We start from the raw sequence: 19690 nt of genomic DNA, 5'->3' as shown, positions 1-19690 counted from the left end.
TTTGTCATTACGATGTATTTACAGTGTCAGTTCGAAATTAGATTTAAAGTGCATTTGCTGTTGTAATACCGGATCAACAAAATGAATCTCCTTGGCCAACAACTGTAATGGATGGCTGAAATCATCATCTGTTTTATGTGCGACCACTGGATAAAACGGATCATTTAAGATGGGAATGCCCAGAGAGTTGAGATGGACGCGTAGTTGATGCTGCTTTCCTGTTGTCGGTTTGAGCAGATATTTTGCAAGGTGCTGGTTGTGTTCCAGCAACTCGATCATTGTTTCCGTATTCGGGGTTTTATCGAGATTAATTTGCATGGTGTAAAAAGGGTTGCCTTTTTCCAGATGCAATTGCAAGCTTTGTGGAAAGTTGAGTTCTGCTCGATAGGCAGCAATGGCGTGATAGTTTTTTTTGACTTTGCGTTCGGCAAACAGCTGCTGATAAATGCCGCGGGTTGCAGGTGTTTTGCAGAATAAAACCACTCCCGCCGTTTCACGGTCCAGTCGGTGAATAGGTGTGAGCTCAGCATAACCGGTCTGCTTTTTTAATCTTACCAAAAGTGTTTCCTGAACATATTGTCCAGTTGGCGTCATGGTGAGGAAGTGCGGTTTATCGGCCACCAGCAAATCTTCATTTTCAAATAAAATTTCATGCTGAAAGGGCACATGGATTTCGTTTGCCAGAAAACGATAATAAAAGAGGTGGGTATTGGGTGTGTAGATGCTGTCGATACCGAGTTTTGTGCCATCTGCTGCATAGATCAGCCCATCGGCAAAGCGTTGTTGCCATTCTTCTGGCTGGATATGAGGAAAATGCTGGCAGAGATAGTCAAAAATGGTATTTGCACAACCATCATGAGGTAAAAAAACTTTACTGGCACTCACGCCATCGATCAGTGGCGGAGTAAAATCTGTATTTGAGAATTTATTCATTGAGTTAAATTATGCCCTTAAAAATCAAGATGCGCATTTTAAGGGCAAATCAGAGTAAGTATACCGTTGATGTTATTGCTTAGATTGACATAATCAGAATTGATGAATTGCCTGTGTCCATCAATTCCTCTATGAATGATTGCATGAGTGGTCGGGTGAAGCTCTTTGTCGCTAGCAACTTGAATAAGATGCTCTACGAAATCTTTAGCTTGTTGAGGGGTATATTTAAATTCTGCAGTCAAAATAAAAATGGCGAGTTTATGAATCTCTAAAGCGGGTAGTTGATTTAAAAAACATTGGGCATGAATGGCACCGAAACTAAAACTCGCAAGAATTTGCCTTTCTAGCTCAGTTGTTTTTTCAAAAGGTTTCCCAATGGATAAAAAAAGCTGATGCGTAAATTTCGAAATGAGTATCCGATGTTCTTCCACAACAGTTTCCTCAGAAAATAATTTAGAAGTTGTTTTAAAAAGTAGCAACTTCTTTCTATGGATTAGGCTTTGAAGCAGGGCAATGTTATCATAGCCAGCATCCCAATTTTGTTCTATTTGCCATGTCATATTCAGTGAAATTTAAATTAAATCATGAACAAGACACCCAACAGTTTGCACGCATCCTGTCTCAACATGTGCATTCAGGCATTATTTACTTGATTGGTGATCTGGGTGCTGGCAAGACGACCTTTACCCGTTATTTTTTACAAAATCTCGGCCATAAAGGGTCAGTAAAAAGTCCGACCTATACGCTGGTTGAACCCTATACCATTCAGGGTAAAGAAATTTTCCATTTCGATCTTTATCGCCTGGATGATCCTTATGAATTGGAGTTGATGGGAATTCGTGATTATCTGGAAACGCCTGACGCCTTATTTCTGTTTGAATGGCCATCCAAAGGTGGCGATGAGATTCCAAAGCCGGATATCGTGATTGATATTCAAAAATCAGAGGATGAGTTGACCCGGTCTGTCACCTTAACTACAGAATCAGAATCTTTAATTCAAATTTTGCAGGAACAATTGAATGGCGCATGATTCAACCCGTCGTATTCATACCCTTGATGCTGCATTAGCCAACCAGATTGCAGCGGGTGAGGTTATTGAACGTCCTTCATCAGTGGTCAAAGAATTATTAGAAAACTCGATTGATGCGGGCGCAACTGAACTGATTATCCGGATTGCTCAGGGCGGTTCAACCCTGATTGAAATCATTGATAATGGTAACGGGATTCATCCGGAAGATTTACCTTTAGCCGTGATGCGACACGCCACCAGCAAAATTCAGACTGCAGATGATTTACACGCGATTGTGAGTCTGGGCTTTCGTGGTGAAGCCTTGGCTTCGATTGCAGCTGTATCGCGTTTGACCTTGACCAGCAGTCAGGATGAGCAGGGTGTTGGCTATCAGGTTGAAGTGAACGGGACAGCATTTGATCATCAGCAGATTCAGGCGGTGGCTGCCCAGAAAGGGACGCATATTCGGGTGCAGGATTTATTTTTTAATGTGCCTGCACGCCGTAAATTCTTAAAAAAACCGACCACAGAATATAATCATATTGAAGAAATTGTGCGTCGTCTGGCTTTAACCCATTTCGATATTCGATTTGTACTGGAACATAACGATAATATCCGTTTAAACCTGCCGATCGCGGATAGTGGCGAATTACGTTATCAGCGGGTGCAACAATTATTGGGACAGCAATTTATCCAGAATGCCTACTGGATCGATTCGGATAGTATTAATATGCGTTTATCTGGCTGGCTGGGTCATCCATCCGATGCGCGGGCACAGGCCGATTTGCAATATGTCTATGTGAATGGTCGTATTGTGAAGGACAAGACCATTTCGCATGCCTTACGTATGGCCTATGACGGTATTCTGCATGGTCATCAACATTCATCCTATCTGTTATTTTTAGAAGTTGATCCTGAAAATATTGATGTCAATGTGCATCCGACCAAGCACGAAATCCGTTTTCTGAACCAGCGTGAAGTGCATGAGTTCGTACGGCATTATGCCAAAGCAACTTTGTCGCAATTCCAGACGGCAACAGCTGATCTGGCACAGGCCATGAAAACAGATGGGGCAGAGAATAATTTCAGTGCCCTAGCACAGCCAAAATATCAGGAACAATTTAATCTGCATCGTGCCGCTGTAGAAGCTGCACCACAGGCCGCCCAGTCTGCCGAGGTGTCGACCGATTTATTGACCGACTTTCATCAGAGTCGCCCGCAGGCAATACAGTACAATTCAGCGCAAACTCAGCAACCACGTTACAACGGTTCAGTTCAACTGAATAATGCCTTGAAAACCTATCTGGCACCTTTGCGTGATGATGAGCAAATCTCTCCAGCTCTTGATAAAGGGGGAGTAACAGATGATCAAGCAATGTCATCTCGAGTGGATGAGTTTCCGTTAGGTATTGCAATCGCACAGCTACATGGCATCTATATTCTTGCTCAGAATACGGAAGGCCTGATTATTGTGGACATGCATGCTGCACATGAGCGGATTCTGTTACAACAGATGAAATCGGCATGGGATAAGCCTGAGTTCTGGACCTCACAGCAATTGCTGATTCCGAAGGTGGTTTCGATCACCCGCATGCAGGCGACGCGGATCGAGGATCTACAGCCGCAATTGCAACGTTTAGGTCTGGAAATAGATCAATATGGCGATGAGCAGGTAATTGTACGTGGTGTTCCTGCGATTTTGCACAAGGCTGACTTTGCTAATCTGATTCCAGAATTATTAAATGATCTGGACCCCAATGATGAGGCGAGAGGTTTATTGCAAAAACGTGATGAGCTTTTGGCGGGCATGGCCTGTCATGGGGCAGTACGTGCCCATCGACAATTAAGCCTCTCAGAAATGAATGCCTTATTACGTCAAATGGAACAGACCGAATTCGCCAGTCAATGTAATCATGGTCGTCCAACCTGGCGCGCGTTTCCATTGCATCAACTAGATAAATTATTTGCTCGAGGAGAGTAGTTTTACATGTCAAATCAATTGCCCGTAATCAATTTAATGGGGCCTACCGCAAGTGGTAAAACCGCATTGGCATGTGAACTTTACGAGCGTGGTAATTATGAGCTGATTTCAGTAGACTCGGCTTTAGTTTATAAAGATATGGACATTGGTACGGCCAAGCCGACCAAACAAGAGCAGGAGCAGTATCCGCATCATTTAATCGATATTATTACGCCATTAGAAGTATATTCCGCAGCACAATTTGTAGAAGATGTATGTCCATTGATTGATGATATGCATGCGCGTGGCAAGACCCCGATTCTGGTGGGTGGAACCATGCTGTACTTTAAGTCTTTGCTGGAAGGGCTGGCTGATAATCTACCGAATGCAGATCAAAGTATACGCGATGCAATCAGTTCTAAAGCAGAGCAGGAAGGCTGGCAGGCGGTTTATGATGAGCTGGTTGCGGTCGATCCTGTGGCGGGACAAAAGTTTAAAGTATCAGATAAACAGCGGATTATTCGGGCACTGGAGGTGTATCGAATTACCGGTCAACCCATAACAAAATTACAAGCTGAACAACCTAAAAATCAACCATATCGTTACACATTTCATAACTACGCATTGATGCCAGATCGGTTAGAGTTACATCAACGCATTGAGCAAAGATTGCGCAAGATGTGGGATATGGGTTTTTTGAATGAAGTAGAGAGGTTGATTGAAAAATACGATTTAAATGATGATTTACCATCGATGCGGTCTGTCGGTTATCGTCAAGCTTTAGAATTTTTATTAAAAAGTGACTTGAGTCTCGAAAATAAAGTAGAAATGGAGAACAAAGCGCTATTTGCTACAAGGCAATTAGCAAAACGTCAATACACTTGGTTACGTTCTTTGCAAGAAATACACGATTTTAAAACTTACGTGACGATAAAGCAGGCGAAAGAAGACTTGCGAAACTTCTTTGGATAAAGCAAAATTCGCAAGCTGTCTTTTTAATAATTTTTAGTTGAAAAATAAAGATAGTTTTTTTGCGCTGATTTAAAAATTTTTTGGAGTTAAAAATGTCTAAAGGTCAAACTTTACAAGATCCGTTCTTAAATTCTCTCCGTAAAGAACGTATTCCAGTTTCTATTTTCCTTGTAAACGGTATCAAATTGCAGGGACACATTGAGTCATTTGACCAATATGTCGTTTTATTGAAGAACACTGTAAGCCAAATGGTTTATAAACACGCGATTTCTACAGTTGTTCCTGCGCGTAACCCACGTCCAGCTGGTGCTCAAGGCGCTGCAGGTGGCTTCCCGGCTCAAGGCGCTACTGGTGGCTTCGGTGGTCAAGGTTCTACTGGCGGCTTCGGCGGTCAAGGTGGCTTCGGTGGTCAAGGTGGCTTCGGCGGTCAAGGTGGCTTCGGCGGTCAAGGTGGCTTCGGTGGTCAAGGTGGCTTCGGTGGCGGTCAAAGCGGCTTCGGTGGTCAAGGTGGCTTCGGTGGTCAAGGCGGCTTCGGCGGCGGTCATCAAGGTGGCTTTGATGGCGAAACTAAATTTGAAGATGGTCAAGAAGACGAAAATAATCGTTAATTGATCGATGATCTTTAAGAAAATGCCAGTCTTTTAATCGACTGGCATTTTTTTGTGTTTTAAAAAGCTAGAATAAATATTATGGAAATGATTGTTGCTGCGGCATGTTGTAGTGTTCTCGTCTCGATTGTATTGAAATACCTGAAAGCCAAGGGATTCGATGTTTTTCAAATGATTGCATGGAATTATTTAAGTGCAAGCATTTTATGTTATTACTGGTTTAAAACCGATCTTACCCATATTTCTTTCAATCACACGCCTTGGTGGCTGATTTTAGTGCTTGCTGTGCTATTGCCGAGTATTTTTTTATGTCTGGCAAAATCATTGCAATTCGCAGGGATTCTTAAAACAGAAATTGCGCAACGACTTGCGGTGATTTTGTCATTACTCGCCGCTTATTTTATTTTTGGTGAGCAGTTTAGTCAGATTAAGTTGATTGGTGTGGTTCTGGGAATCATCGCAATTTTAGCCATCATTATTGGTCAGGCCACGGAGCAGGCCAGTAAAGGCATCAATTTAAAATCTGCGTTGTTTTTATTCAGTGTCTGGGCGGGTTATGCTGCAATTGATGTGCTGCTTAAATACAGCAGTAGTTTGGGGCTTCAATCGGCTGTTACGCTGAATCTTGCCTTTATTGGTGCTTTTATCCTTTCAATTGCATATATCGCGATTACACAGCCGAATTGGCAGCCTAAAAATATTTTTACGGGTTTAGTGCTCGGTGTACTGAATTTTGCCAATATCGCTTTATATGTCAAGGCACATATGCTGTTCAAGGAAACGCCTGCCATTGTTTTTGCGGGTATGAATATTCTGGTGGTGATATTAGGTGTATTGAGTGGGGTGATCTTCTTTAAAGAACGTTTACAGGCCTATACCTGGATTGGTTTGGTCAGTGGTATTGTTGCGGTACTTTGTTTGGCAAAAGCCATGATGTAAAAAGGGAGTAACCAATACTCCCTTTTTTGAATGCTTATAAACGTGTGAAAATCACGTCATCAGGGAGACGTGATTTAGGCAGTTTGGCATTAAAATCACTGTCACTGCGATAACCCAACGCCACGATGACCGAGGCTTTTAGACCCTTTTCGGTTAATCCAAATTCCTGATTGATGGTATCACGATCAAAGCCTTCCATTGGGGTGGCGTCGATGCCTTCCAGACCTGCAGCAAAAAGTAATTGTCCTAATGCCAGATAGGTCTGATTTTCCATCCAGGCAGGTAGATTTTTCAGTTCATTACGATAAAACTCGACATAGCCTTCGCGTGTCGTGCGTTGTCCCTGTTTGGCTGTTTCATCTTTAAAACGGCCACTGAGATCATCCTGTTGCAATAACTGTTCTAAATACTCAGCCGAGATATCAGTATGTGTACAAAAGATTAAAGTATGCGAAGAATGAAGCACTTTGGCAGCGTTATATACATAGTTGCCCGTCAATCCTGATGCGATACGTTGTTTAGCTTCATCTGTCTCAGCAATCAGAAAATGCCACGGCTGGATATTCACAGAAGAAGGGCTGAAACGTAAAATTTCTAAAAGCTTTTCAAACTGCTGTTTTGGAATTTTTTTCTCTGCATCATAAGCTTTGGTTGCATAACGTGTTTTTGCTGTAGCTAAGGTATCCATCCGTCATTCACTCAATTAAAAGTTTCATTTATTTTACTTGATCTTACTGCCGCTGAAAGTAGCTAAATGTGATTTTGATATCGATTTAAGTGGTATATGCGCTTGATCAGAATGACTAAACGCTGATCCAGCGTAAGAAGATTAAGACCTAATATCGCGCGGGGATTGAAATGAATTTAAACATTAAAAAGTACAGAAATAAGAAATAGATATTTTAGTAAGCAAGCTAGTTAAATACTTAATAATGCCACTGTTTAAAATCTAATTGATAATTTTCTTGTGGATTGAGCTCTAAGATCCAGGCTGTATCTTCACGCCAGTCGCCTAATACAATACGCTGCTTATTTTGCAGTTGATGGATTTCAGGACGATGAGTATGTCCATGAATTAAATAATCAACCTGTTCAATCACGGATTCTACGGCTTGAGCATTCACATCCATGATGTCATAACTTTTGAGCTGTTTGGTTGCACTACTTTTTTTACGGAAACCGTTGGCAAGTTTTTGCCTAAAACTGAGCGGCGTTCGTTTTATTAGTCCTAATAACACTGGATTACGAATCACTTTGCGGAAACGCTGGTAAGCCACATCATCGGTACATAAGGCATCGCCATGTTCAAGTCGGAATTTAATGTGATTAATTTCTAGGGTATAAACATCGGGCAGTAAAATAGCGTTGAATTGGTCCAAGAATTTTTGGCCTAAGGCAAAATCACGATTACCGACTTGGAAGTAAATCTGATTACCAGCAGCAGAAAAGGATTGTAGGGCAGTGACAATTTCATCCAACCATGGAGCAGTGTAATCATCGCCAATCCAGGCATTAAACCAGTCACCTAAAATATAGAGCTGGGTATTTTTATTCTTGTATTCGTCCAGTAAAGCCAAAAACCCTCGAACGAGTCGAGGGTGATCAGGTGACAAGTGTAAATCTGAGATAAACAGATAGGTCACATTTTTATCCTTTTTAATCTCCCTAAATCCCTCTTTAACAAAGAGGGACCTGCGTAGCGAGGCTACTCAGGAGAGATTATTATTCAGAAATAATTTTAGCAGATTCAATCACAACGTTTTCTAAAGGAACGTCAGCGTGGTAACCACGGTTACCTGTACGAACGCCTTTAATTGCTTCAACAACGTCCATGCCTTCAACGACTTTACCGAATACAGCGTAACCCCAGCCTTGAGCTGTTTTACCCGTGTGGTTCAAGAACGAGTTGTTTTTAACATTAATGAAGAATTGAGCAGAAGCAGAGTGCGGAGCTTGAGTACGCGCCATTGCAATTGTGCCTTCATCGTTGCTTAAGCCGTTGTCAGCTTCGTTTTCGATTGAATCACGCGTTGCTTTCTCTTTGAAGTTTTCGTCCATGCCACCGCCCTGGATCATAAAACCATCAATCACACGGTGGAAAATTACGCCGTCATAGAAACCGTCACGTACATATTCTAAGAAATTTGCAACCGTTTTTGGTGCTTTTTCAGCGTTAAGCTCAAGAACAATACGACCTTTGTTGGTGTTTAATTCGACTTGAGGAAAACTCATTACATTAATCTCCTAAACATGGGCAAATTGACCATGGGTTTTTGGTTGAGAGAAGCATAAGCAAACTGTAAACTACAAGGCAAGTAAAAAACGTTAAAATCTTTCATAAATAGTAAAGATTGCGTTTTTATTTCCCATTTTTAACTGTAAGAAGTGATTTACACCCTATGAAGCCAAATGATGTTGTTTCAGAACTGCCAAAGACCCCGACGCCGAATACTCAAGCCTCTGTCGATGCTGCGCAGCAAGAACAACAGGCAGGCTTAGATTTTGTTCGTCAAGTCATTACTGATGATTTAAAAGAAGGTCGTACCCAAAAAGTAGTGACACGTTTCCCGCCTGAGCCAAATGGTTACTTGCATATTGGTCATGTGAAAGCGATTTGTTTGAACTTTGGGATTGCCGAAGAATTCGATGGCTTATGTAATTTGCGTTTTGACGATACCAACCCAGATGCTGAAGAACAAGAATATGTTGATGGTATTGCCAACGACGTAAAATGGTTAGGCTTTAACTGGGATGGCGAGCCACGTTATGCCTCTGGTTATTTTGATCAGTTATATGCATGGGCGGTTCAGTTAATTGAACAAGGTGATGCCTATGTGGATTTGCAAACTCCAGAGGAAATCAAGCTAAACCGCGGTAATTTCGTTGAGCCAGGTAAAAACTCACCTTACCGTGATGCAACAGTTGCTGAGAACCTGGCACGTTTTGAACAAATGCGTAATGGTGAAATCCAAGAGGGCGGTGCTGTACTCCGTGCCAAAATTGATATGGCCAGCCCGAATGTGCATATGCGTGATCCGATTCTTTATCGTGTATTGCATTCAGAGCATCACCAAACCGGTGATAAATGGAAAATGTATCCAATGTATGACTATGCTCATCCATTGTCAGATGCAATTGAGGGCATTACCCATTCACTCTGTACCCTAGAGTTCCAGGATCACCGTCCATTTTATGACTGGATTGTCGAGAAAGTTCATTCGCAAGCAGTACCACGTCAGTACGAATCTTCTCGTTTAAATGTTGACTATACCATTACCTCGAAACGTAAATTGCGTAAACTGGTTGAAGGCAACTATGTACACGGCTGGGATGACCCACGTATGCCAACCGTGGTGGGGATGCGTCGCCGTGGTTTCACCCCTGAAGGCTTGCGTGACTTCTGTAAGCGTGTTGGCGTTTCAAAAACCGATGGTATCGTCGATGTGGCGATGCTTGAGTTCTGTATCCGTCAGTCATTGGAAAATGCTGCAGCACGCGGTATGGCAGTATTGAACCCACTTAAAGTCACGCTTACCAACTTACCTGAAGAATTGGAACTCACTCATGCACGTCATCCGAACGTGGATATGGGCGAACGCATTATTCCGTTAACGCGTGAACTTTATATTGATCGTAAAGATTTTGAAGAAGTACCGCCTAAAGGCTTTAAGCGTTTGATTCCTGAGGGTGAGGTGCGTTTACGCCATGCTTACGTGATCAAATGTGATGAAGTGATTAAAGATGCCAATGGTGAAGTGGTTGAGCTTAAATGTTCAATTGATCCGGAGACTTTAGGTAAAAATCCTGAAGGTCGTAAGGTGAAAGGTGTGGTTCATTGGGTTTCTGCGACCAAAGGTGTCCCGGCTGAAGTCCGCATTTATGATCGTTTGTTTAACGAAGCCGCACCAGATGCAGATGATGACTTTTTGGCTCATCTGAATCCAGAATCATTAAAAGTGGTTCAGGCCGTGATTGAACCTGCTTTGGCACAAGCAAAACCTGAAGATCGTTTCCAGTTTGAACGTGAAGGTTACTTTGTGGCGGATCAGCAGGATCATCAGGCAGAAAAACCGGTGTTTAACCGTATCCTTGATCTGAAAGACAGTTTTAAAGCCGACAAGAAGTAAGAGTAAAAAGGGCCTAAATAGATTAGGCCCTTTTTTAATTGGACATGATTAAAGCGGATTGATTTGATAAAAATAAACCAATAGCACAAGGAATAAAACAGAAGCTAGGAATAAATACGTATTCAGCGTATGAAAACTTTTGATGAATTTTAATATAACCATTTTTCTCAATCACAAAAATATTACCAATTATTTGGCAATCACTGCATATTCATTGAACATTAGAATGAATTGAATTCTCTTTCAATATTTCAGCCTTCCAAGGGCTATATTTGTCCTAAAGCGTATTTATTTTCTGTCTAAAATGTATTTATTTCTTTATTTTCATTCAGGGGGTTATTTGGAGGTGGGAGAAAAAGAAGTGCTTTAAAAATTAAAGCACTTGAGATGAGATGCTGTTTTTTGAAGCTTTGGAAATTAGGCATTTTCTAAGTTATTCAAAAAGTGTTGCACGACTTTTGCAGTCTGTTGTTCCAGTTGCATGGCATAGGTCAAATTATCTGCTCTGAGCTGAGGGATAGACAGGCCTGCATGATGTATTTCACAGGTATGGCCAATCAGCCATTTTTCAAAGTTCTCTCCGACCACTTCAAGATGGAACTGTAAAGCCAGAATATTATTACCGACAGAAAAGGCTTGATTAGGATAGATTGCTGAACTTGCCAATAAGGTCGCATGTTCTGGTAAATCAAAAGTATCGCCATGCCAGTGCAATACTTCTACATGCTCAAGTGATGCTAATGGATTATTTTCAACCGCTTTGATCTCTAGCTGACTCCAGCCAATTTCCTTTTGCTGCCCTGCATAAACTTTTGCACCTAATGCATGTGCAATCAATTGTGCGCCTAAGCAAATGCCGATGGTGGGTTTATTGGCTTTCAAACGTTGTTTCAGTCCGACAATTTCATCGAGCAGAAAAGGATAGTCTTCGGTTTCATATACCCCAATTGGTCCACCCAAGATTACAGTGAGGCCTTCATAATTCAGGGCCGGACTGAGATCATCGACACCTGCTTCAAAATAACGTACGCGAAAACCGAGCTGATAAAAGACATCTTCTAAAGAACCCAGATCTTCAAAGGCAAGATGTTGAATTACATTCACGGTTTTCATAAAGGTGGACTTTGTCATTATCGCGTACCAAGGATGGATAGAGGAAACTTAGGTATCTTAATGCATTTATACCGCAGATGGGCTCATCCTGTATCAAGTTACAGCAAGAAGGGCGGATTATTATTTAAAAAGCATGTCAAAATAGTAGCTTACGATTATAAGTCTCTTCCATTACAGGGACGACATGCTCATCTTTGAGATCAACGCCAGAACGTCCCAGCTGTCTGGAGTTATGCATCAAAGCCAGTAGGCGTTGTGTTGCAATAGGAATACTTAAACCCGCAGGGCGAATATTGGAAATACAGTTACGCTGTGAATCTAGACAGCCACTATGTGCTTCCCAAGTGTAATAAAGGCCCATACTGTCTGGAGAGCTAAGGCCGGGACGCTCCCCGATCAGCATAATGAGCATACGTGCTTGGAAAATTTCGGCAATTTCATCTCCTAAGGCGACGCGACTGCCAGTGGCTATAGCAATAGGGGCTAAAGACCAGTGTTGTTCAGAAAAAGGCTGAATAAGTGCCTGAATAAAAGGTAGTACATTTTCTTCAATGGCACGCGCAGATAAACCATCACCAATTACAATACAGATATCATAAGACTGGCCATCTGACTTTACTTGCTGAAGTTGCTCAATAGAGTGGCTACAAAGCAATCGCCCCAAATCCGGTCGTTTTAAGTAGAGTTCTTTATGCTCAGCCTGACTTTTTACATGTACTGGATTTAATCCCAGTTGTTGTAGCTGCTCAGCCAGTAATTCGACATTTAAAGACTGGAAAACTGCATCTTTTGCTTGAGCATGGCTCAATTGAAAATCGAGCAATGCATGAGTCGGAATACTGCATCCTGCACGTCCAATCGCGATGCGGGCATCAGTAAACTGTTTTAGCGTTTCCCACTGATCTTGATGAGACTGGGCTGGATATTGGATATCTTTTGAAAGTTTCATTTTTGCTCTTCCTTAATGCATGAACAGTTTGGAAAATTGAGTAGGGACTTGCTCTGCCCAATGAATCTGGTGCTGCTGTTGCCTCAAGATTCCTTGTTGTTCTAACCAGTGAGAAAATTCAGGTGCAGGTTTGAGTCCAAGTAATTGCCTGAGATAAAGTGCATCATGGAAGGAAGTGGTTTGATAATTCAACATGACATCATCTGAACCAGGGATCCCCATAATAAAGTTAATGCCTGCTGTCCCGAATAGGGTTAAAAGTACATCCATATCATTTTGATCAGCATCGGCATGGTTGGTATAACAAATATCGCAGCCCATCGGAACGCCAAGTAATTTGCCACAAAAATGATCTTCTAAGCCTGCACGAATAATCTGTTTACCATCATAAAGATATTCAGGACCAATAAAGCCGACGACCGTATTCACCAGTAAGGGATTATATTTACGCGCAACGGCGTAGGCTCGCGTCTCGATGGTCTGCTGATCAACGCCATGATGTGCATTGCTGGACAGGGCACTGCCTTGCCCGGTTTCAAAATACATCACATTGTGACCTACCGTACCGCGATTTAGCGCAAGTGTCGCCTCATAACCTTCTTGCAACATGGCAAGAGAGATACCAAAACCCTCATTGGCTTTTTGTGTACCTGCAATGGATTGAAACATTAGATCAATCGGGGCATTTCTTTCAGCCAGTTGAATACCTGAACTGATATGGGTCAAAACACAAGACTGGGTGGGAATCTGATATTCCTGAATGACATGATCGATCAGTTTTAGTAATTCAGATAAATTATGCAGATTATCTGTTGCTGGATTAATCCCGATCACGGCATCACCATTGCCATACATCAGACCATCTAAAATACTGGCAGAAATACCCAATACATCATCGGTTGGATGGTTGGGCTGCAAACGTGTGGATAGGTGACCTTTTAAACCGATGGTATTTCGGAATTGAGTAATCACCTCACATTTGCTTGCGACATAGATGAGATCCTGATTGCGCATGATTTTACTGACAGCGGCTACCATTTCGGGCGTTAAACCAGCAGCAAGCTGTTGCAGTTTTTCGGTCGTTGCATTTTCACTTAATAACCAGTTACGAAAATCGCCCACAGTAAAATGTGCAATCGGGGCAAACAGGTCTGCCCGATGTTCATCCATAATCAGTCGGGTAATCTCATCTGTTTCATAGTCCACAACTGTTTCATGTAAAAAGTTTTTGAGTGGAACTTCTGCAAGTGTCATTTGTGCAGCAACGCGTTCTGTGGCGTCTTGGGCTGCCACACCCGCCAACTGATCACCAGAACGTAAAGGAGTGGCTTTAGCCATCAAGGTTTTCAAGTCGGCAAAATTGTATTGTTGTTGAGCCACGATTTGACGATAGCGCATGTGATTCTCCTTAATCTGCTGATTTATTCCTGTTCATTGCTTTTGAGATGAGCAAACTCTTCCTCTGGTGTACCTTGTATTAAATGATGGCGACTATAGAACATGAAATAGCCAATAAATAGCACGTAGATTGTAGCTGCAATACACCAGACTTTTGGGTTGACCAGAAAACCCGCAATCACAGCAATAGCAGCAAGAATTAAAGCAATACCAGACGTAAAAATGCCACCAGGCGTTTTATAGGGGCGGTACATAAGTGGACGGGATAGACGCAATTTAATATGCGAAAGCATCATCAGCACGTAGGAGATGGTTGCTCCAAATACAGCAATTAAAATCAGTAAATCACCTTCTTTAGTTAAAGACAGTAAGAAACCAATAATGCCTGGAATAATAATCGCTAAATAAGGGGCTTTATTCTGATTGGTGAGGGAAAGTGAGGTTGGCAAATATCCTGCACGGGATAAGGCAAAGATCTGTCTTGAATAAGCATAGATAATTGAGAAGAAGCTGGCAACCAGTCCTGCAAGTCCTACAAAGTTTACAAAATTGGCGAGCCATGTACCTTGTCCGTAGACTTTCACTAAAGCATCAACCAATGGTGCACCAGAATGTTGCAAAGCGCTTGCACCAGCAGCACCTGCACCCAAGAATAAAATCAGCATGGCAAAGGCGGTTAAAATTAACATGGCTCCGATTAGCCCGCGAGGTAATGACTTGGCCGGATCTTTGGCTTCTTCGGCCGCAAGAGGAACACCTTCAACAGCCAAGAAAAACCAGATTGCATAGGGAACGGCAGCCCAGATTCCTAAATAACCATAAGGTAGAAACGAACTGGCACCACGTTGTTGACCTGCCGGAATATCAAACAGGTTATGCATACTAAAATGCGGGAACATGGCAAAAATAAAAACAGCCAAAGCAATTGCAGCAACCAGTGTAATGGCAAAGATAATTTTGAGGGCTTCTCCAGCACCTTTAAGATGAATACCCATAAAAATGAGATAACAGGCCAGATAGACTTGCCAGCCACCAATACCAAATAATGACTCACAATAAGCGCCAATAAAGGTGGCGATTGCAGCAGGAGCAATTGCATATTCGATCAAAATGGCCGTGCCAGTTAAATAGCCCCCTAGAGGCCCAAAAGCCGTACGGGCAAAACTATAACCACCACCCGCAGTTGGCAGCATGGTTGCCATTTCTGACATGGAAAGGCATAAGCATAAATACATAAAGGCGACAATTGTGGTGGCGACAAACATTCCGCCCCAACCGCCTTGGGCGATACCGAAATTCCAGCCGGCAAAATCTCCAGAAATGACATAGGCCACGCCCAGACCAATGAGTAATAACCAGCCTACAGCGCCTTGTTTAAGCTGTCTTTGTGCAAAATAATCCTCAGAAGAGCTTGGGGATACTGACAATGTAGACGTGTGTTCTTGATTGTTCATACAAAACTCCATGTATTCGATTTATCAGCAAGATGCAAAAGCAATGCCGATATTGCACACCTTGTGCAAATCTTGATTGTGAATATCGATGTTTTAATCTGTTGTCATAGCAATAAAAGGGAAATCACGGTTGTAAAAATGCTTTTTGTCTAAAAAGCTGCCAATAACGCTGTGTGAAGTGAATTTTCATTTTAGAAGCCAGCGTAGATTTTTAAAAAGAAACTTACGCTGGCTTGTTACAGATGCCTTGAATATCGGACTTAGAAAAAGCCCATTGCTTTTGTGGAATAACTGACAAGCAAGTTTTTGGTTTGCTGATAATGATCAAGCATCATTTTGTGATTTTCACGGCCTACACCTGACTTTTTATAGCCGCCAAAAGCAGCATGGGCAGGATAGATGTGGTAGCAATTGGTCCAGACACGACCAGCTTCAATTGCACGTCCAGCACGATAGGCGGTATGGGTAGAGCGTGACCAAACACCAGCACCTAAACCGTACATGGTGTCATTGGCAATCTGGATCGCTTCATCAAAGTCTTTAAAGGTTGTTACCGACAAGACGGGACCAAAAATCTCTTCCTGAAAGACTTGCATGTTGTTATGGCCTTTAAAAATCGTCGGTTCAATGTAATAACCATTACCTACTGCTTTGCGTTCATGACCACCTAGCAGTACCTCGGCACCTTCCTGTCGACCGGTATCAATACAGCGTAAGATTTTTTGTTGTTGTTCCAGTGAAGCTTGCGCACCCACCATCGTTTCTGTATCAAGTGGATGTCCCAGTTTAATGCGTTTTACCCGTTCAATTGCTTTTTCCATAAACTGATCTGCAATACTTTCCTGAATCAAGGCACGGGATGGGCAAGTGCATACTTCGCCCTGATTCAAGGCAAACATGGCGAAACCTTCCAGAGTTTTATCCAGAAAGTCATCGTCCTGATCCATGACATCAGCAAAGAACAGATTCGGTGATTTTCCGCCGAGCTCGAGCGTCACAGGAATGATGTTCTCTGTCGCATAACGCATGATCAGTTGCCCGACCTGAGTTGAACCTGTGAAAGCAATTTTGGCAATACGTGGACTGGTTGCAAGCGGTTGACCAACCTCAGCGCCATAGCCATTGACGATATTCAGGACTCCCGGTGGGAGTAAATCCTGAATTAACTCTGCCACCAATAAAATCCCAACCGGTGTTTGCTCAGCAGGTTTGATTACGACACAGTTGCCTGCTGCTAAAGCAGGTGCCAGTTTCCAGGCAGCCATGAGGATCGGGAAGTTCCACGGGATGATCTGACCCACTACACCCAGCGGTTCATGAAAATGATAGGCAATGGTGTCTTCATCTATTTCAGAGATACCGCCTTCTTGTGCACGAATACAACCCGCAAAGTAACGGAAATGATCAATGGCTAACGGAATATCCGCTGCAAGTGTTTCGCGGACTGGTTTGCCATTGTCCCAGGTTTCAGCAACAGCCAGCATTTCCAGATGAGCTTCCATCCGGTCTGCAATTTTTAGCAGTAAATTAGAACGCGTGGTTGGAGAAGATTTATTCCATTCCTTTTTGGCTTGATGGGCGGCATCAAGTGCCAGTTCAATATCTTCTGCACTTGAACGAGGGATACGTGTAAAACTTTTGCCATCGACAGGGGAAATATTGTCAAAGTACACTCCTTTGACCGGTGCTATCCATTTTCCACCAATAAAGTTTTCATATTGGGCTTTAAATTGTATTTTGGAATCAGGTTGATTAGGATCGATATAGCGCATAAACATATTCCTTTATGTGTAAGTTCATTTGAATAAAGTACCGAGTACGTTATTGAACAAAGATTAAATTGCCCAAGGTTGGGAAAAGGTTGGAACTGCCTGTAAATGGACAAGGAAATTACAAATGTTCACAAAGAAAGAGCTACTTCAGCAAAGGATGCTGGTCGAGCAATGTCGTACCCAAAGTGTTTTAAATCCAAAACATGCGGAGAAACTTGGACAGAGCATTGCGAGTTCATGGGAACGTTCCACGCAAGCCAATATTCCGAAAGAGCGCGATGCTGCGCCTTTACAAGATCAAAGTACTGAAAGTAAAAGTTCGTTGATGCAGGCATTGGAGTATTGCAAAGAAGACTTGAAGCATATTGCAGAACAATCTTCGATGGTGTTGGCGGTTGGAGATGTGGGAAGCACCATTATCTGGACAGCAACTAGTGCGCAAATGCGTAATGCAGCAGAACGGGTGCATTTTGTTGCAGGAGGACAGTGGCAGGAAGAGCTGGTTGGAACCAATGCGCTGGCTTTGTCTCTAAAAACCCGGCAATCCAGTTGCGTATTTTCTAATGAACATTACATGACTTCGGTACATGACTGGGTTTGTTATGCGGCTCCTGTAGTTGATCCTCACTCCAAACGGATTTTAGGGGTGGTAGATTTATCAACGACCTGGAAAAATCATAATAGTCTGGGGGTGCTGGCTGTTGAGCGGTGTGCTTCAATTATTCAAATGGCAATACAAGAGTTACAACAACAATCGCTATATTTAAGAACCTTTTCGGCCCCTCAGGCTTCATTTAATGGTAAAAATCTGCTGCTGACCCCGCGACAGATTGAAATCATGACGATATTAGCGTTATGTCCCCAGGGGATGAGCCTCGATCACCTGCATCAAGCACTGTATGGGGAACGCAAAGTCAGTATCGGAACTTTAAAGGCAGAGATGTTCCATTTGAGAGAGCGATTAGGAAATGCCTTGGGCTCACGACCTTATCAACTGAAAGTTCCAGTCGAAGCGGATTTTCTGCAACTGGAACAAGCACTGGATGCGGGCTATTTAAATAGCGCTTTACAATGTTATACCGGTATCTTTCTGGCGAAAACCGAGAGTCCATTTTTGTGTACATGGCGTGACTGCATCGAATCGCGGTTAAGTCATGCGATTTTTCAGGCGCAGGAAAGTGATATTTTATTCAAGCATCTGGCATACAATCCTGAAGCGATTGACGTTGTGGAAAGATTGATGGAATTATTACCTATAGATCATCCTGCAAAGCAGATGCTCAGACGCTATCGTGACTGCTGAGCATCGTAAACTCATGTGGTTATTTAAGTTTTTCTGCCAGCCAGTCAAACAGCGCTTGATAGACTTTTTCCCGTACCGGTGGAGCTGAAAGCACAAGGTCATGTAAACCATTGTGAATCGCTAGAGTTTGTACATCACCTTTCATTTTCTTGGCATTCTGTGTCATATCTTTGACATCCAAAATGACATCACTCTGCTGTGCATCAATACCCCATTTTCTCGGATTGTTGGATTGATGTGAGTGCATGATCAAGGTGGGCACACTTAAGCTCACGCCTTGATGAATTTCTTTTTGTGCTTCATGAATCGCCGTCACAAAACTTAAATTCACAAAGGGCATGGTTTTCGGTTTCCAGTCTAAATTGAAATCCCATTCCCCATAGAAATCTTGATGTAAGCTTGGGGTGTACCATGGGTTGAGACCACTTGGGAACTTCGCCTTTGGTAGTCGTTTACCAACTTCACTGAGCAAGGGAATGCCGAGTTTTTTCTCGATGGTACTTTTGTAGAAATCATAAAAAGGACTATTGGCCCAAACTGCTTTAATTAAACGGTGATCCGGATAATGTGCCGCATAAAGTGTCACAATCAAACCGCCAGTCGAATGCCCAGCCAATACCACCTGTTGATGATTTTCTTGTCCAATGATTTCTAGGGCTTTGCTGATTTCGGCATCGTATTCGCGTAAATCAAGTACATAGTAGAATTTCTGATGGGGCAGTCTGGAACGACCGTATTTTCTCAGGTCCAATGCATAAAAATCATAACCATGATGGTTAAACTGTTCTGCCATTTCTTTCTGAAAGAAATAATCGGCAAATCCATGAATATATAAAACTGCTTTTTTTGTGGTTTGAGCAGCTTTCTTGCGTACCAGCGTGGCTACAACTTTCCCATCATAATCATCAGCGAAATTTAAGGTTAGTTGCTGATAATCTTCACCTAGTATATCTGGCTGATAAGTATAAAGATTTGAAGTCGTCATTTTTATAGATCAAGTCTGAATTCATTAATAAATACCTTAAATGAAAACATCTGGATGTCAACGTAAATATACGATCTCAGCAGTTGAGTCACGGATCATCATTTCATGTTAGAGCGCAGATTGGTACTGGATTAGATTTTTATTTTTGCCAAAAAATCGTTAAGCTAT

At 42.4% G+C, this 19690-nt stretch carries 18 protein-coding genes; 7 read left to right on the top strand and 11 right to left on the bottom strand.

Annotated elements, in window-relative coordinates; translation table 11 throughout:
- Positions 1–18: 18 nt before the first annotated feature.
- Positions 19–933, bottom strand: coding sequence for a pseudouridine synthase (locus tag IEV39_RS07705; RefSeq protein WP_005284833.1), 915 nt, complete (start codon positions 931–933; stop codon positions 19–21).
- A gap of 38 nt (positions 934–971) precedes the next feature.
- Positions 972–1493, bottom strand: coding sequence for an Imm48 family immunity protein (gene imm48 / locus IEV39_RS07700; RefSeq protein WP_227554506.1), 522 nt, complete (start codon positions 1491–1493; stop codon positions 972–974).
- Between imm48 and tsaE the strand changes: the two genes are divergently transcribed.
- The 5 genes from tsaE (at position 1487) to IEV39_RS07675 (ending at position 6421) form a co-directional block, all read left to right on the top strand.
- Positions 1487–1963, top strand: a complete 477-nt coding sequence (tsaE, locus tag IEV39_RS07695) for a tRNA (adenosine(37)-N6)-threonylcarbamoyltransferase complex ATPase subunit type 1 TsaE (protein WP_005284838.1) — start codon at positions 1487–1489, stop codon at positions 1961–1963. The genes imm48 and tsaE overlap by 7 nt on opposite strands.
- On the top strand, positions 1953–3923 hold the full coding sequence (gene mutL / locus IEV39_RS07690; RefSeq protein WP_005284841.1) for a DNA mismatch repair endonuclease MutL: 1971 nt from the start codon (positions 1953–1955) through the stop codon (positions 3921–3923). The genes tsaE and mutL overlap by 11 nt, the downstream gene beginning before the upstream one ends.
- 6 nt (positions 3924–3929) lie before the next feature.
- Entirely contained in the window at positions 3930–4874 is a 945-nt protein-coding gene (miaA, locus tag IEV39_RS07685; protein WP_005284845.1) for a tRNA (adenosine(37)-N6)-dimethylallyltransferase MiaA, read from the top strand.
- Between the two features lie 92 nt (positions 4875–4966).
- On the top strand, positions 4967–5482 hold the full coding sequence (hfq, locus tag IEV39_RS07680; protein WP_005229674.1) for an RNA chaperone Hfq: 516 nt from the start codon (positions 4967–4969) through the stop codon (positions 5480–5482).
- Between the two features lie 81 nt (positions 5483–5563).
- The gene (locus tag IEV39_RS07675; protein WP_005284849.1) at positions 5564–6421 is read left to right on the top strand and encodes an EamA family transporter; all 858 of its coding nucleotides are present in this window, start codon (positions 5564–5566) and stop codon (positions 6419–6421) included.
- Between the two features lie 34 nt (positions 6422–6455).
- Here IEV39_RS07675 and nfsB read toward each other — a convergent pair whose 3' ends face one another.
- From nfsB to IEV39_RS07660, 3 genes are all read right to left on the bottom strand, one after another.
- Entirely contained in the window at positions 6456–7109 is a 654-nt protein-coding gene (nfsB, locus tag IEV39_RS07670) for an oxygen-insensitive NAD(P)H nitroreductase (RefSeq protein ID WP_005284852.1), read from the bottom strand.
- A 238-nt stretch (positions 7110–7347) separates the two neighbouring features.
- The gene (locus IEV39_RS07665) at positions 7348–8064 is read right to left on the bottom strand and encodes a UDP-2,3-diacylglucosamine diphosphatase (RefSeq protein ID WP_005284856.1); all 717 of its coding nucleotides are present in this window, start codon (positions 8062–8064) and stop codon (positions 7348–7350) included.
- A 79-nt stretch (positions 8065–8143) separates the two neighbouring features.
- Entirely contained in the window at positions 8144–8653 is a 510-nt protein-coding gene (locus IEV39_RS07660; RefSeq protein WP_005229682.1) for a peptidylprolyl isomerase, read from the bottom strand.
- 167 nt (positions 8654–8820) lie between these two features.
- Between IEV39_RS07660 and IEV39_RS07655 the strand changes: the two genes are divergently transcribed.
- A complete protein-coding gene (locus tag IEV39_RS07655; RefSeq protein ID WP_005284860.1) occupies positions 8821–10548 on the top strand; it encodes a glutamine--tRNA ligase/YqeY domain fusion protein in 1728 nt (575 codons plus the stop codon).
- A gap of 417 nt (positions 10549–10965) precedes the next feature.
- On the opposite strand, the gene IEV39_RS07650 is transcribed toward IEV39_RS07655, so the two are convergent.
- The 5 genes from IEV39_RS07650 to exaC all read right to left on the bottom strand — a co-directional run bounded on the left by IEV39_RS07650 (position 10966) and on the right by exaC (position 17234).
- A complete protein-coding gene (locus tag IEV39_RS07650; protein WP_005284863.1) occupies positions 10966–11679 on the bottom strand; it encodes a glutamine amidotransferase in 714 nt (237 codons plus the stop codon).
- A 118-nt stretch (positions 11680–11797) separates the two neighbouring features.
- Positions 11798–12610, bottom strand: a complete 813-nt coding sequence (eutC, locus tag IEV39_RS07645; RefSeq protein ID WP_005284866.1) for an ethanolamine ammonia-lyase subunit EutC — start codon at positions 12608–12610, stop codon at positions 11798–11800.
- A 12-nt stretch (positions 12611–12622) separates the two neighbouring features.
- Entirely contained in the window at positions 12623–14008 is a 1386-nt protein-coding gene (locus IEV39_RS07640) for an ethanolamine ammonia-lyase subunit EutB (protein WP_005284869.1), read from the bottom strand.
- Between the two features lie 23 nt (positions 14009–14031).
- Positions 14032–15462, bottom strand: a complete 1431-nt coding sequence (gene eat / locus IEV39_RS07635) for an ethanolamine permease (protein WP_005284873.1) — start codon at positions 15460–15462, stop codon at positions 14032–14034.
- Between the two features lie 260 nt (positions 15463–15722).
- Positions 15723–17234, bottom strand: a complete 1512-nt coding sequence (exaC, locus tag IEV39_RS07630) for an acetaldehyde dehydrogenase ExaC (RefSeq protein ID WP_005229695.1) — start codon at positions 17232–17234, stop codon at positions 15723–15725.
- Between the two features lie 124 nt (positions 17235–17358).
- On the opposite strand from exaC, the gene IEV39_RS07625 reads away from it, so the two are divergent.
- On the top strand, positions 17359–18537 hold the full coding sequence (locus IEV39_RS07625; RefSeq protein ID WP_005284878.1) for a sigma-54-dependent transcriptional regulator family protein: 1179 nt from the start codon (positions 17359–17361) through the stop codon (positions 18535–18537).
- A 19-nt stretch (positions 18538–18556) separates the two neighbouring features.
- Here IEV39_RS07625 and IEV39_RS07620 read toward each other — a convergent pair whose 3' ends face one another.
- The gene (locus IEV39_RS07620; protein WP_005284880.1) at positions 18557–19522 is read right to left on the bottom strand and encodes an alpha/beta hydrolase; all 966 of its coding nucleotides are present in this window, start codon (positions 19520–19522) and stop codon (positions 18557–18559) included.
- Positions 19523–19690: the final 168 nt, after the last annotated feature.

Origin of the sequence: Acinetobacter courvalinii, from assembly GCF_014635545.1 — a bacterium.
Taxonomy (GTDB): Bacteria; Pseudomonadota; Gammaproteobacteria; order Pseudomonadales; family Moraxellaceae; genus Acinetobacter; species Acinetobacter courvalinii.
This window is presented reverse-complemented; position numbering and strand designations above follow the sequence as displayed.